The organism is Pseudanabaena sp. lw0831 (genome assembly GCF_016584665.1).
Lineage (GTDB): Bacteria > Cyanobacteriota > Cyanobacteriia > Pseudanabaenales > Pseudanabaenaceae > Pseudanabaena.
This window is the reverse complement of the sequence record NZ_BBJB01000082.1, coordinates 1-15,215: the sequence shown is the minus strand read 5'-3', so window position 1 is coordinate 15,215 and position 15,215 is coordinate 1. Positions and strand designations below refer to the sequence as shown.

Here is a 15,215-nt window from a genome sequence, read left to right as displayed (position 1 = left end):
CGTGAAGCGCTATCTTTCGCTGTTGACCAGATTTATAAGTTAGCGGCCAATGCCAATGTAATGATATCCCAGAGCCTTGAGTGCTTTGCCATCAAGAAAGTTACGCGCATCGATAATTATAGGATGTGCCATCAAAGTCAACATCTTGGCATAGTCGATCGATAGAAACTCTTGCCAATCTGTCACCAATACCACGGCATCGCAACCGTCTGCTAGGCGCTCTAGATCGGTTTCCACAATCACATTCGTGAAACCTTGACGCAGTCCCGATTGAGAAACTAGAGGATCATAGGCTTTAACTCTTGCGCCCAAACGATTGAGCTGATCGATTAAGGTCAACGCAGGTGCGTCACGCATATCATCAGTATCTGGTTTAAAGGTCATTCCCAATAAACCAATGGTTTTACCCTTGAGGATTTTGAGAGCTTGCTGTAGCTTCTCCACTACTAGAGTGCGCTGCAATTCATTCACCCGTACACAAGCTTTCAAGATCTCAGTGGAATAGCCATAGTCTTCAGCCGTATAGATCAAAGCCGAGACATCCTTGCCAAAGCATGAGCCGCCCCAGCCGATCCCCGCTTGCAAGAACTTCGAGCCAATGCGTGAATCTAAGCCGATTCCCTTAGCAACTTCTCTGACATCTGCACCAACGCGATCGCAAATATTCGCAACTTCATTAACAAAGCTGATCTTGGTGGCAAGAAATGCATTTGCCGCATACTTGATCATTTCGGCTGAGTTCAAATCAGTAATTACTACAGGCACTGGTGGCAGAGTTTTGTCTTCAGCAAAAGAGCGATCAATAATTGGCGTATAAAGCTCCTGCATCAACTTTAGAGCGCGATCGCTGCCACTGCCAACCACAATGCGATCGGGGTTAAATGTATCGAAAACAGCTACACCCTCGCGCAGAAATTCTGGATTACTGACCACATCAAACTGAATCTGATCGATATTACTTTTGCCTGCCATCCCATCTAGTACAATCATGCGTACCCAGTCGCCAGACCCAATCGGCACTGTAGACTTGTTGACGATCACACGATATCCCTCGGTAAGACTTTCGCCAATACTCCGTGCAACTGCCTCTACATAGCGCATATCGCTGCGACCATCAGCTAGAGATGGCGTACCAACAGCAATGAAGAGAATCTCACCATGTTTCACACCCGCCGCAATATCTGTTGTAAATTCGATCTTCCCTAGACGGATTGACTCAGCTATAACTTCAGGTAATCCTGGCTCATGGATGGGCGATTGCCCAGACTTCATCAGTTTAACTTTTTCCTCGTTATTATCGACACAAATCACGTCATGACCAATGTAGGCAAGACAAGCACCTGTGACTAAACCCACATAACCAGTTCCAATTACACAAACACGCATGTTCTATTACCTATCTGAAATATTGTGATTTAATGCTGAATAGGTGGCGCGAAGCGCTACCTATTCAGTCGATTCTGAAATATTGTGACTTGCCGCTGAAGCGGATATGCGATCGCGGAAATATGCGATCGTCTTCGAGAGTCCCTCTTTTAACTGAACGGTTGGCTCCCAACCTAAATGCGATTTAGCTTGCGAAATGTCTGGTTGGCGGCGTTGGGGATCATCTTGAGGCAAAGGCTTAAAGATGATTTCTGTGTTGGGATCGATCATATTCTGAATAGTTTGAGCCAATTGCAGAATTGTGTATTCTCCAGGATTTCCCAAATTTACAGGACCCATGTAACTTCCATTCATTAAACGCATCAATCCTTCTACAAGATCTGATACATAGCAAAAGCTACGAGTTTGAGAGCCATCCCCGTAGATAGTGAGTGGAATCCCTTTAAGAGCTTGAACCACAAAATTACTAACGACACGTCCATCGTTTTCAAGCATCCGCTCACCATGGGTATTGAAAATTCGCGCAACTCGCACCTCAATACCAGACTGACGATGATAATCAAAAGTTATCGTCTCTGCAATGCGTTTACCTTCGTCATAGCAGCTACGAATACCCGTACAATTGACGTTACCCCAATAGCTTTCGACTTGGGGATGAATTAAAGGATCGCCGTAAACTTCCGAGGTCGATGCTAGCAAAATTCTTGCTTGGGAATGTTTCGCCAATTCCAACATATTTAGGGTTCCTAAGAAGTTGGTTTTAGCAGTTTGAATTGGGTCAGATTGATAATGGACAGGTGAAGCTGGACAAGCAAGGTGATAGATTTGATCGATATTGTCAATCATGATCGGATCGACTACATCATGCTCGATAAATTGAAAATTAGGATGATCGCTCCATTGAGCATTATTAGATTTCCTTCCTGTGTAAAGGTTGTCAACACAGATAACTTCATGTCCAGATTCCATCAAGCGATCGACTAGATGCGATCCAATGAAGCCAGCACCACCAGTAACTAAGATTTTCATGCTCATTATCTAAAAAGGTTGTTCACTAAAGAGTATGGAGTAACAATATTGCCGAGAAATCTAGTGACAGAAGTAATAATACTTGAACCAAAGGATGGACGTACTACAATCACATCGCGATCGCGTAGTCCTGGATTAGATTCTTCACTCAAAGGAAGATTCAAGTCAGCAACTAGATTGCGCCGCATAATCGAGCCATCAGGATTGACCCGATAAAGCTCAACTGCTCGCCAATCAGCATCATTAGTTAGTCCACCTGCAAAAGAAATTGCTTCGGTAAATGCACTGTTCGGTCTCATTTGGATTGGTCCTGGACGAACAGCTTCGCCAACTACTTGTACAGTAATTACTGTAGGAGAAAATGTTGCTTTAGCGACCTGTAAATACTCAGTTGGATTCGTTTTCTCTAGACGAGGGACAGTAATCAAATCCCCATCTGTAAGCGTAATGTCTTGACTGAGATCGGCTTTGGTAATCAAATCCAGTAAATTCGCTTTAACAATTGTGCGCTGTCCTTTATCATTCAAGCGTGAAATCTGCACATTGCGAATATCGGCAATTTCAGTTACGCCATTTGCTGATTGTAAGGCTCGGCTTAAAGTAACTGGTCCCCCACCTGACGCTGTTCCAGCCGCAGTTGTTGCTCCTGTCAGCCCTGTGGAAACAACACCATTTCTGGAGTAAATCAAAGTTTGTGGCCCCACCCGATTAACCTCACCAACGATCGCTACCTGAATAGTAAAAGTATCAGGTGAAAAAGTTGAATTGCTGACGGTTCGAGGCTGGGATGCACTTGCTTGAGATAGTGGTGGTACAAGAATTGAATCCCCATCAAGAATGCGAACATCCTGACTGATATCACCCTTTTCGAGTAGATTTTGGAGGTTAACCTTAATGATGCGGCGACCGAGAGTGCCATCACGACGTGAGATTTGAATATTACTGATATCAGCGCGTGAGGTGATCCCTGCGGCTGATTCCAATGCTCTTGTTAATGTTGCGGCATTGCTACCTAACCCAGTTGTTCCTACATAAGTTAAAAAACGTGGACCTGGGCGATTCACTTCTCCGACGATCGCAATATTTAATGGGCGTGGAGAAATCAAAGATATATTAACGATATTACGCACGAGAAATGGGTTGAGTTTTTCTCGCAACAAAGCATTTCCTTCATCTAGTCCCAGCCCTTCTAACTTGACCGCACCAATTAAGGAAATATTGATCGTTCCATCGGGTGCGATCGTTTGATTTCCGGAAAGTTCTGGCACGTTAAAAACTTCGATCTTTATATTGTCTCCTGCCCCAAGTGTGTAGCGAAATGTATCTTGAGATTCACTCACACTTAAAGTCTGATTGCCACCATTAAGATTGACTAATGGCTTGAGATTAGAATTTGATGATGCTGGGGTAGAAGGTTTTTCAATTGTGGTAGTTTGTGCCCAAGTAGGTAATGGAGTATAGGCAATTAATATCACTAGAATTAATTTGTTAAACTGAGATACATGCATAAAAGTACTCCTTACTCTAACCATCTCATCTATTAGAAACTGAACATCTGTCATAATCGAGTGTAGTTTTAATACAATAATAGAGGCAGTTATTACAAGATTTGGCAGTCATTGTATCAGTATGCCTAATAGTTTATCTCAGTAATTTCCCCTAAATATAATGCGATCTCCTCAGGTTATTTATGTAGATGCAGTTGGCACCTTGTTTGGGGTTCGGGGTAGTGTGGGTGAGCAATATGCCAAAATCGCGACGGATTTTAATGTTAGCCTTGACCCTCAGTTAATTAATCGCGCTTTTTACGAAGTTTTTCAAACTGCACCAAGGATTGCTTTTCCTGATTTGCCCCAGTCTGACATCCCGATCGCTGAATATCAATGGTGGCGATCGCTTGCAGAGCAGACTTTTAGTCAAACAGGTGATTTAGCAAGGTTTCTGGATTTTGAAGGCTTCTTTAAGAGTCTTTATACTTATTTTGCAACGGCTGAACCTTGGTTTATTTACGAAGATACTCGATCAGCTCTGGATGTATGGAAGCAACAAGGGATTATTTTGGGTGTACTATCAAATTTTGACAGTCGGATTTACTCAGTAATGGCGAATTTGTGGCTAGAGGATTACTTTAGTTCAATTACAATCTCTACGGAGATTGGTGCAGCTAAGCCAGACCCCTTAATTTTTGAAGTAGCGCTAGCAAAACATCAAATTGAGCGATCGCCAGATTTGGCTTGGCATATTGGCGATAGTTTTAGTGAAGATTATGAAGGTGCTTCTGCGGTTGGTATTACAGCATTTTGGCTAAATCGCGATCGCAAACCAGCCACAAACCCAGCAAAGCAGTCAGCACGTACCATCGATAAATTGACTATGCTTGCACCACACTTATATTGACGCGCGGCTTCGCCGCGCATCAATAAATTATTCACTGGGAAGGAAGCATGTTTACAGGACTCGTTCAAACTATCGGAATTATTGAGCACCGAGATCGAGATCGCCTTGTGATTCATTGTCCCGATCTTGTTGCCAATATTGCGATCGGTGATAGTGTCGCCGTGAATGGGGTATGTCTCACCGCAACTTATATTTCTGATACTAATTTTGTGGCGGATGTGTCACCTGAAACTTTGGGGCGAACTAATTTTGGCGATCGCAAATTAAAGTATGTCAATCTCGAAACCGCTCTAGCCGTTGGCGATAAAATCGGCGGTCATTTTGTGTCAGGACATATTGATGGCATGGGCAAATTATGCGATCGCGTCCTCATTGGTAACTCGTGGGAGCTAAGCTTTGAAGCTATTCCTGAAGTTGCACGTTACATAGTATTTAAAGGTAGCATTGCGATAAACGGCATCAGCCTTACCATCTCCTATTGCAATGACTCAGGCACAAATTTTAGAGTTGCAGTAATTCCGCATACCTACGAAAACACTACTTTAAAAAATCTCGATATTGGTAGCTCAGTTCATCTAGAAGGTGATTTGCTTGGTAAATATGTCGAAAAGTTCTTAAGAGCAGGTAATCCGTTGCAAAATTATCCTTCTCATCTGCCTGAAACTATAGTAACGCCAGCATTTTTAGCGGAACATGGTTGGTAACAGAAAACCCGAAAGTAGAGTAGCGGCGCTTCGCGCCGCAACTCTACTTTCGGGTTTTGATTATGGTCTAAAATAAATGACTATAGCTATAATTTGCGTTCCTTAAAATGAAATAATGCTTTCTGTAAACTTTTTTACAATTACTTAACAATTTCACAGAAACCATGGAACGTACTTTTTTGGCAGTCAAGCCCGATGGCGTACAACGTCACCTCGTCGGAGAAATTATCCGTCGTTACGAAACCAAAGGCTTTAAGCTCGTCGGACTCAAATTGATTCACCCAACCCGCGAACTAGCCGAAAAGCATTATGCAGTCCATAAAGAAAGACCTTTCTTTGCTGGACTAGTTGACTTTATTACCTCTGGCCCCGTTGTTGCCATGGTGTGGGAAGGCGATGGTGTGGTTGCCTCAGCCCGTAAAATCATTGGCGCAACCAATCCTCTTACTGCTGAACCAGGTACAATTCGCGGTGACTATGGCGCAAATATTGGACGTAACATTATTCATGGCTCTGATGCGATCGAGACTGCTCAAACCGAGATTGCACTATGGTTTAACTCAGAAGAACTAGTTGAATGGAATCCAAGCCTTACTGCTTGGGTTTACGAATAGTCAGAATACGAACAAAAAAGAGCGCCTAGCGCTCTTTTTTGTCAATGATGGGTTGTGTGCGGTAACCTCGACTCTACACAAAGGCACATTGACAAAACTTTACAATTTGATATAGTTGTTTACATAAGCGGTAAACGCTCTACAAAATAAATAAAGAATCAAAATACTAAAATGACAACAGCAGTACAAAGACGCGAAAGCGCTTCACTGTGGGATCAGTTCTGCAACTGGATCACTAGCACCGAAAACCGCCTCTATGTGGGTTGGTTCGGCGTAATCATGATCCCTTGCTTACTATCAGCCACAATTTGTTTCGTAATCGCCTTCGTAGGCGCTCCTCCAGTTGACATTGACGGAATCCGCGAACCAGTTGCAGGCAGCTTGTTCTTCGGTAACAACATGATCTCTGGCGCAGTTGTTCCTTCCTCGAACGCGATTGGCTTGCACTTTTACCCCATTTGGGAAGCAGACAGCCTTGACGAATGGCTATATAACGGTGGCCCTTACCAATTGGTAGTATTCCACTTCCTCATCGGCATATTCTGCTACATGGGACGTGAATGGGAACTTTCCTACCGCCTCGGTATGCGTCCTTGGATCGCAGTTGCTTATTCTGCACCCGTTGCAGCAGCAACCGCAGTATTCTTGATCTACCCAATCGGACAAGGTTCATTCTCTGACGGTATGCCTTTGGGTATCTCTGGTACTTTCAACTTCATGATCGTATTCCAAGCAGAACACAATATCTTGATGCATCCTTTCCACATGTTGGGAGTAGCAGGTGTGTTCGGTGGTTCATTGTTCAGTGCCATGCACGGTTCACTCGTAACTTCCAGCTTGATTCGTGAAACAACCGAAAACGAAAGCCAAAATGCTGGTTACAAATTCGGACAAGAAGAAGAAACCTACAACATCGTTGCAGCCCACGGCTACTTCGGTCGCTTGATCTTCCAATACGCATCTTTCAACAACAGCCGTTCCTTGCACTTCTTCTTGGCTCTATGGCCAGTAGTCGGCATTTGGTTTACATCTTTGGGTGTAAGCACCATGGCATTTAACTTGAACGGTTTCAACTTCAACCAATCGATTTCTGATAGCCAAGGTCGTGTCGTACCATCTTGGGCTGACGTAATCAACCGCGCAAACTTGGGTATGGAAGTAATGCACGAGCGCAATGCTCACAACTTCCCTCTCGATTTGGCTGCTGTTGATGTAGCTCCTGTAGCTATGGCTGCTCCTGCTATCAACGGTTAATTCCTATCGATGGTCTAAACCAATAAAAAAGTTCCCCTTTCAGGGAGCTTTTTTATTGCAAGAATGCGATCAGGCGATCGGCAGCTATAGTTTTAGTCACTCTATAGCAATGCAAGAGATAGATAGGACAAATCAAAACCCAAAAGATGAGTGGCGGTGCTTCGCACCGCCACTCATCTTTTGGGTTTTAGTGACATCTATATGACAAAATGTGCTGGAGTTAGTTAACAAAAATAGCCATGTCAGATCTTATAGCCCCAGAAATTTTACAAAATCGTCTTAGCTATCAAGGTAGTAAATTTTCCTTTCATGTCGATCGCATTAAATTACCTCATGGCGTTACTGGCGAATATGCATATATTAAACACCCAGGGGCAGGGATGGCAGTTCCTATAACAGCCGATGGCAAATTTGTTTTAGTTAAGCAATATAGATTTGCGATTCAGCGCTATTTACTAGAATTCCCAGCAGGAACCTTGGAAGTTGGGGAAGATCATGATGTGACGATTAAGCGCGAAATCAAAGAAGAAACTGGCTATCGAGCTAGTCAGTGGCATTATTTGGGAGGTTTCTATATTTGTCCAGGCTATTCTGATGAGATTATTCATGCATATCTGGCTCAAGGGCTTGAAAAGCTAGAACATCCTCCTGCTCAGGATGAAGATGAGGAGATAGAAGTTGTGTTGCTCAGTCGTGAAGAGATCGAAATGCTATTGCGATCGCAGAGTGCGGAGGCAAGTCTTGATGCCAAATCTATCACTGCATTTCACTTAGCTCTGCAAGCATTACAGATTTAATCTTTAGTGGTGCGGCTTTGCCGCACTATGCGGCAACTCAAGATTAAATCTGCGCTTTGACTCCTGTTAGGAAATAAGTAGTCATTTCGCCTTTACCTTTGATCTCAATTGTTCTTTGTGGATCAAATTGGAACTTATTTTTTAAAATCTGATAGGTTACATCCGTGACTTGAATGCAACCTGCAATACCATGAGACTCCATACGACTAGCAATATTTACCGTGTCTCCCCAAAGATCGTAGATAAACTTTTTAGTACCGATGACACCTGCAACAGCTTGACCAGTATGCATACCAATCCTCATCTGGAAAGGATTTCCATCAGGGCGGATAAATCTGCAAATTGACTGTTGCATGTCTAGAGCCATTGACGCGATCGCTTCAGCATGATCAGGTCGCGGCACAGGCAACCCACCGACAGCCATGTAAGAATCTCCAATTGTTTTGATTTTTTCTAAGCCATAGTGATCAACTAAGCGATCGAATTCTGAAAATATCTCATTGAGCATATTTACTAATTCATTTGCTGATACCGATGATGCGAATTCTGTAAAGCTGACGATATCGCCAAACAGAACTGTTACTTCCTCAAAAGTATCTGCAACAATCGTACCACTTTCTGTCTTGAGTCTGGATATCGACTTTGTCAAGATCGCAGAAGTTCTGTTAACAGGAATATTAGTAGGAATATTAATAGAGATATTGGTAGGAGTATAGATTGGGGAAGACTTCAATCGCTCGGCGATCGCTTTTGGTAAAACATTGAGCAGCAGACGTTCCGAGCGCATTTTCTCAATTCTCAAATCATCCTCTGCACGTCGCCGTTCTTGCGCTTCCATCCCTAAAGACAATAATTCTGCTAAAGAACTAGCAAAGCCAATTTCCTCTAGCAACCACAAGCGCTCGATGCCAACTTGTTCAAACATCAAAAAACCTGTGAGTTCTCCACCAATATCAAATGATGATGTCAATAGAGATACAACACCAAGAGGATTGAGGTATTCTGGTCGTAGCTCTATTAATATTTCTTCATCATGTACATCTTCTATAAGCAAGCTCTGATTTTCTTGCAGCGCCGCAAAAAAGCTGGGAAATCTGTCTGCTCCTAGAAAATCCGCCTCGGTATGAATATTGCTGCTTTGTATATAGAGATCGAGGCAATGTAGTCTGGTTTTATTATTGTCAAATAGCCAGACACTCACGCGCTCAACATCCATTGTCTGACTAGCTGTTTCGGTAATATTTTGCACTGCCATAATAAAGTCACCCAAGTTGAGAGCTTTATTTTTGGTGAGATCAATCAAGATTTTTTGTTGTCTGCGAAGTTGCTGTTCGCGACGTTGCAATAAAAAATTATTGCGTTGCAGTGATAGCTGACTCTCAGCTAGTTCGCTGGTTCTTTGATGCACTCGTGACTCTAACTCCACATTCGCTTTTTCGAGGCGATTAAATGATTCTGTAAGCATTTCTGCCATGCGATTAAATGACTCAGATAAAACTTTGACTTCGCTCGTGCCTTTTACCAACACCCTAGAATCTAGATCGCCATTAGCGATCGCTTGAGATGCACCACTTAATTTGATCAATGGAGCCGTAATATAAAGTGCTGTAATGACTCCCAGCAAGATCGCAAAAACTAGCGCCCCCAAACTAAATAAAATCGTTATTTGGTTGCGACTATTAATTTGTTCCATAAAACTAGATTCAGGCAGCACCACCACAATTAGCAAATCTAGTCCATCACGATCGCGCCAAGTACGAACTTGAATAAACTGCTTGCTCCCTTCAAAAGTAGGTTCTAAGTGTTCTTTGCCTTGGAGTGCATTAAAATTACCAAATTCATTAATTAGGTAGCGGGCAGTAGCTCGTGACAGGGGGTCACTACTATTAAGAATATTGAGACGTTGAGGCTTTCCATTAACAATTGAAAAAGTGTGCTCACTATTAGAAGTTCCGACGATTAATCCAGAACGCTCAATGATAAAAATACGTCCTGATGGGTCTGATTTTAAATCAACAAGGAACCTATTCAATTGTGTGAGAATAAAGTCAACACCTAGTACGCCAATTACTTTTTGGTCGCGATCGTAAAGTGGATAACTATGTGAAATGGACAAAACTTCAGGACGATCAACCCATTGATAAATGCGTGTCCAAGTTGGCTTGCCTGCTTTTATGGCATCCGCATACCATGCTTCTTGTCGGACATCATCATCAGTTTCGATAACTTCTAGCAATTGTTGGCGATTACCTTCACTATCGGTTGAGAAACTCGCTGTCTTAGTAATTCCTCGCGCTAAAGTTGTCTCATTAATTACGAGTTGACCATTGTCTCTACGTTCAACACCGATAAATTCTTGGTTGTCAAAAGCAAAATTAATATAACCAACTTGATGTAAATTTATTTGTGTCCAAAAGAAATGTCCTGTTTTCTGAAAATCTTTTAAATTTAGCAGCCCTAACTTTACAGCATCGACATTAGTCTGATTGATTTGAGGTGGGACTCGTAAGTAATTATCAAGTTTTGTACTAATGCGATCGCTAACTTCGCCACTGAGTCGGGTTGCTAATTCACCGACTGCTTGCTGTCCATTCCGAAAAGAAAATATCCCAACTACACCAACCGTTATACAAATCTGCGCTACAAAAGGTACGACTAAAATAGCCATTAACGGAATATTTTTAAATGACTTAGGTGTATATGAGATTTTCAACATCATGTATAACCAGTTTCGCTAGTTTCTTAAATATCAATTCGACCTTGAAGTAGATAAGTGATCATTTCTCCTTTGCCCTTGATATTAATCGCACTTCTCTGTTCAAGTCGATATTTGTTTTTTAAGAGTTGATAGGTTGCTTCTGTTACTTGAATGCAGCCAGCAACGCCATGGGACTCCATCCGACTTGCTACATTAACAGTATCCCCCCAAAGATCGTAAATAAATTTTTTCGTGCCAATTACGCCTGCGATCGCTTGTCCAGTATGAATGCCAATCCGCAACAAAAACGGAGTGCCATCTAAGCGTTTAAATTTTTGAATTGATGTTTGCATTTCCAATGCCATTTCCGCGATCGCCTCGGCATGATCTTTGCTTGGCACAGGTAGACCACCAACCGCCATATAAGAATCACCAATAGTTTTAATCTTTTCTAGGTCATATAAATCGACAAGACGATCAAATTCCGAAAAAATGTCGTTCAGACAGTTTACCAAATCACTTGCAGAAATAGCCGATGCATATTCAGTAAAATTCACTATATCCGCAAATAAAACTGTAACTTCATCATAGGCATCGGCTACAATTGCGCCGTTAGTACCATTGGTTAGGTTCTCTAACATCGGATCTGAGGATATATCTAAAATCTGGTTTGAGTAAGTCTCAGAGACCTTATTAGCTAAAGCTTTTGACTGCGACAATTTCAAACGCTCAACAATCTCTTGAGGTAAAACATTTAACAATAAGCGTTCTGACTTCATTTGCTCGATTCGGAGATTCTCTTCAGCACGGTGCCGCTCTTGAGACTCCATCCCTAAAGATAAAAGATCTGCTAAAGAACTAGCAAAACTTTGCTCCTCGGGTATCCATAAATGCTCTACTTCAACATGCTCAAAGGCAATTATGCCAGTTACTTGACCATCGACTTCAAAGGGCTTAATTAATAAAGATACAGTTACTGCGGGTCTAAAATAGGAATCGATTAGCTCTTGTAAATATTCTTCTTCTTCAATGTCTTCTATAGCGATCGCATGTTTCGCTTGGAGGGCTGCAAAAAATTTAGGATAGTTCTGATAAGTCAAAAAATCTGCTTCTGTATGAGTATTAGTACTCCTGATATATAGATCAAGACAATGCAATAGAGTTTTTGTCTTATCAAATAGCCAAATACTAACTCGCTCAACATTTAAAGCTTGGCTACCAGTGCGGGTGATATTTTGGACGGCATCGATAAAATTTCCTTGGTTAATTGATTTATCTTTAGTTAAGCCAAACAGAATATCCTGTTGTTTGCGAAGCTGGCTCTCACGGCGACTCAACAAAAAATTGGTGCGTTGGAGTGAAGCTTTTGAGGCATTCAATTCATAAGTTCTTTCTTGAACACGTAATTCTAATTCTTGATTTGACTTTTCTAGTTGTAAAAATGAATTTGCCATCATCTCTGCTAGCGTATTAAAAGATTCAGACAGATCTCTAATTTCACTAGTTCCTTCTATTTGGACTCGAGTATCAATCTCCCCATGGGTAATCGCCAGTGTAGCTTCACTAAGTTTACGTAGGGGTGTGCTAATTGATCTGGCGGTAAGCATCCCGATTAAAATAGCGATCGCTAATACTGCGCAATATAGCAAAATCATCGTTTCTGTTTGATTTTGCATCGAGCCTGTGAATTGAGAAGCAGGTACAACGATTACAATTATCCAATCTAGTCCAAAATCGTCCCGCCGATTTTGGACACGAATAAAATGGTCTTCACCAGCTAAAACAGCTTCTATATGTTCGGTTCCTTGAATTGCATCAAATTTGCCATATGTTTTAAGTAAATATTGCGCCGCTAATCGCGATATATCATCTTTACTATCAAGAATATTTAGTCGCTGCGGCTTACCATCAACTATCTGAAAGCTCTTTTCTAAAGCAGAAGTGCCAACTACCAAGCCTGATCGCTCAATTATAAAAACTCGTTCTTTTTCTCTATATTTCAGCCCTCGCAGAAATGTACTTATATCAACATTTGGCTGATTGATATTCGGTGAGCGTAAATAACTATTAAGTTCTGTACTAATACGATCGCCCATTTCGCCACTTAGGCTGGTTGCGATCGCACTTACTCTTTGCTGTCCATTGCGATAAGTGAATAGTCCAATTACTCCTGTGGCTATACAAATCTGGATCACAAACGGAACAACTAAAACAATTTTAAGTGGAACATTTTTGAATGGCTTAGTTATATACGGGATTTTAAACATGATGCATCATCAATATTTAGAATTACTATAAGTGCCTCGGCGCAATTAACAAACAAACTCAAAACCTGTACAGCCTTTGCAGAGCGCCGCACAGGTTTTTTATCTTTTATATTTATATTCGACCTTTCAGTAAATAAGTGATCATTTCTCCTTTACCTTTAATATTAATCGCACTTCTCTGTTCAAAGTGATATTTATTTTTTAAAAGTTGATATGTTACTTCTGTTACCTGAGTACAGCCTGCAATACCGTAGGACTCCATCCGACTGGCGACATTAACTGTATCACCCCACAGATCGTAAATAAATTTCTTCGTGCCAATTACGCCTGCGATCGCCTGTCCAGTGTGAATCCCGATCCGTAACGAAAAATTAGTACCATCAGTCCGCTTGAATTTTTGAATCACGGTTTGCATTTGTAAAGCCATTTCTGCGATCGCTTCAGCATGATCTTTACTAGGCACAGGCAATCCGCCCACCACCATGTAAGAATCCCCAATGGTTTTGATCTTTTCTAAGTCATACTGCTCAACGAGATGATCGAACTCTGAGAAAATTTCATTCAGAACATTGACTAATTCGCTTGCGGAAATGGAAGCTGCATATTCTGTAAAGTTCACAATATCGGCAAATAGAACTGTAACTTCTTCAAAGGAATCCGCAATGATTGTGCCACTGGTTTTTAAATGGAGCTTTGTCTTAGATTGCACATTTTTCAATCGCTCTGCTATCTCTTGCGGCAAAACATTGAGTAAGAGCCGTTCTGACTTCTTCTGCTCAACTCGTAAACTTTCTTCTGCGCGTCGGCGTTCTTGGGCTTCCATTCCCAAAGCTAGTAAATCAGCTAGAGAACTAGCAAAGCTGATTTCTTCTTCTAGCCATAGATGTTCGATATCTGTATGCTCAAGCGCAAGTACACCAATAATTTCACCACCTACTTCAAATCTAGATAGCAGAACTGAAACAATATTAAAGGGTTTACAATATGAGGGGACTAATTCTTGAAAAATATCGTCGTCTTGCACATCTTCGACTGCGATAATGCGGTTTTCTAATAAAGCCTCAAAAAAGCTAGGATATTCTGATGCGGTTAAAACTTCAGCTTCGGTATGTAAATGTAAGCTTTTTTGATACAGATCGAGGCAATGCAATACAGTTTTATTTTTATTGAAGAGCCAAATACTTACCCGCTCAACATTTAAGGCATAGCTGCCTGTTCTGGTAATATTTTGCACAGCGATAATAAAGTCGCCTTGGTTGATGGCTTTGTCTTTTGTCAAATCAAACAAAACATTTTGCTGCTTTCGTAGTTGCTGTTCGCGCCGAGACAAAATGAAGTTTGTTCTTTGCAACGATGCTTTTGATGCATCTAACTCATAGCTTGTTTCTTGAACAAGGGACTCTAATTCCTGATTTGATTTTTTTAAGCGTTGTAAAGAAACAATGCTCGATCGCACCAAGATAATTGCAATAACGATCGCGATCATTATGCCACTCAGAGGCACAAGCAATATCGGATCGCGAATATTGTCGATAATTTCCAACCCAAGATCGACCTCTAAAGTACCCATTAGCGGCATATTGTTAAACATATTAGCAAGAAGCCTAGTAGTCAGAGGTTTGGGTCAACAAAATATAAAGCTGAATATATGGTTTCATGCTAGCCCGATCGCTAGTAGTGGTCAATTCGCACAATTGCTGACTTAAACCAAAAAGGGGGCGCAAAGCGCCCCCTTTTACGCAACTACGTTAATCACAAAACCATAGCCACTTACTGTTTGACCAGCGCGAATTTTGCAACCTTTACGCAATTCCATCTGACCATCAACCTCAACATCGCCGTCAATAATCATTAATTTGGCTGCTCCCCCAGTATCCGCCACCCCACAAACTTTTAATAAGTTACACAAAGTTATGTATTCGCCCGTTAGTTCAAATTTTTCATGGATTATTTCTTGCATCTTGATGATTTGCGTTAATGGGTTAAAAAGTAAGCATAATAGATGCAGTAACAATATAGCCATAGCCAGTCATGTTAGGACAAAAACAAAACCCAATAAAGAGTTGCGG

At 41.6% G+C, this 15,215-nt stretch carries 12 protein-coding genes; 5 read left to right on the top strand and 7 right to left on the bottom strand.

The features are described from left to right. Nucleotides 1–39: 39 nt before the first annotated feature. From APA_RS17540 to APA_RS17530, 3 genes are read right to left on the bottom strand one after another with little or no spacing between them, the layout of a single operon-like run. A complete protein-coding gene (locus APA_RS17540; RefSeq protein ID WP_201323549.1) occupies nucleotides 40–1,386 on the bottom strand; it encodes a UDP-glucose/GDP-mannose dehydrogenase family protein in 1,347 nt (448 codons plus the stop codon). A 60-nt stretch (nucleotides 1,387–1,446) separates the two neighbouring features. After that, nucleotides 1,447–2,415: a UDP-glucuronic acid decarboxylase family protein gene (locus APA_RS17535; RefSeq protein WP_201323548.1), complete on the bottom strand. Its 969-nt coding sequence runs from the start codon at nucleotides 2,413–2,415 to the stop codon at nucleotides 1,447–1,449. Between the two features lie 5 nt (nucleotides 2,416–2,420). Further along, the gene (locus tag APA_RS17530) at nucleotides 2,421–3,923 is read right to left on the bottom strand and encodes an SLBB domain-containing protein (RefSeq protein WP_201323547.1); all 1,503 of its coding nucleotides are present in this window, start codon (nucleotides 3,921–3,923) and stop codon (nucleotides 2,421–2,423) included. A gap of 160 nt (nucleotides 3,924–4,083) precedes the next feature. Between APA_RS17530 and APA_RS17525 the strand changes: the two genes are divergently transcribed. The 5 genes from APA_RS17525 to APA_RS17505 all read left to right on the top strand — a co-directional run bounded on the left by APA_RS17525 (nucleotide 4,084) and on the right by APA_RS17505 (nucleotide 8,181). Continuing rightward, a complete protein-coding gene (locus APA_RS17525) occupies nucleotides 4,084–4,812 on the top strand; it encodes an HAD-IA family hydrolase (protein ID WP_201323546.1) in 729 nt (242 codons plus the stop codon). Nucleotides 4,813–4,859: 47 nt separating this feature from the next. Beyond that, nucleotides 4,860–5,516, top strand: a complete 657-nt coding sequence (locus tag APA_RS17520; RefSeq protein ID WP_201323545.1) for a riboflavin synthase — start codon at nucleotides 4,860–4,862, stop codon at nucleotides 5,514–5,516. 164 nt (nucleotides 5,517–5,680) lie between these two features. Further along, nucleotides 5,681–6,130 (top strand): nucleoside-diphosphate kinase, encoded by a 450-nt coding sequence (gene ndk / locus APA_RS17515; RefSeq protein ID WP_201323544.1) that lies wholly within the window; start codon nucleotides 5,681–5,683, stop codon nucleotides 6,128–6,130. 171 nt (nucleotides 6,131–6,301) lie between these two features. Continuing rightward, on the top strand, nucleotides 6,302–7,384 hold the full coding sequence (gene psbA / locus APA_RS17510) for a photosystem II q(b) protein (RefSeq protein ID WP_201323543.1): 1,083 nt from the start codon (nucleotides 6,302–6,304) through the stop codon (nucleotides 7,382–7,384). A 239-nt stretch (nucleotides 7,385–7,623) separates the two neighbouring features. Continuing rightward, nucleotides 7,624–8,181 (top strand): NUDIX hydrolase, encoded by a 558-nt coding sequence (locus APA_RS17505; RefSeq protein ID WP_201323542.1) that lies wholly within the window; start codon nucleotides 7,624–7,626, stop codon nucleotides 8,179–8,181. Nucleotides 8,182–8,224: 43 nt separating this feature from the next. Here the strand turns inward: APA_RS17505 and APA_RS17500 are convergent, their stop codons facing one another. From APA_RS17500 to APA_RS17485, 4 genes are all read right to left on the bottom strand, one after another. Then, complete coding sequence (locus APA_RS17500) at nucleotides 8,225–10,897, bottom strand: adenylate/guanylate cyclase domain-containing protein (RefSeq protein WP_201323541.1); 2,673 nt, start codon at nucleotides 10,895–10,897, stop codon at nucleotides 8,225–8,227. A 26-nt stretch (nucleotides 10,898–10,923) separates the two neighbouring features. Continuing rightward, nucleotides 10,924–13,146 carry an adenylate/guanylate cyclase domain-containing protein gene (locus tag APA_RS17495; protein WP_201323540.1) on the bottom strand — a complete coding sequence of 741 codons (2,223 nt, stop codon included), beginning with the start codon at nucleotides 13,144–13,146 and terminating at the stop codon, nucleotides 10,924–10,926. Between the two features lie 112 nt (nucleotides 13,147–13,258). Continuing rightward, nucleotides 13,259–14,632 (bottom strand): adenylate/guanylate cyclase domain-containing protein, encoded by a 1,374-nt coding sequence (locus APA_RS17490; RefSeq protein ID WP_374101368.1) that lies wholly within the window; start codon nucleotides 14,630–14,632, stop codon nucleotides 13,259–13,261. A gap of 249 nt (nucleotides 14,633–14,881) precedes the next feature. Continuing rightward, a complete protein-coding gene (locus tag APA_RS17485) occupies nucleotides 14,882–15,106 on the bottom strand; it encodes an RNA-binding S4 domain-containing protein (protein ID WP_201323538.1) in 225 nt (74 codons plus the stop codon). Between the last annotated feature and the right edge of the window lie 109 nt (nucleotides 15,107–15,215).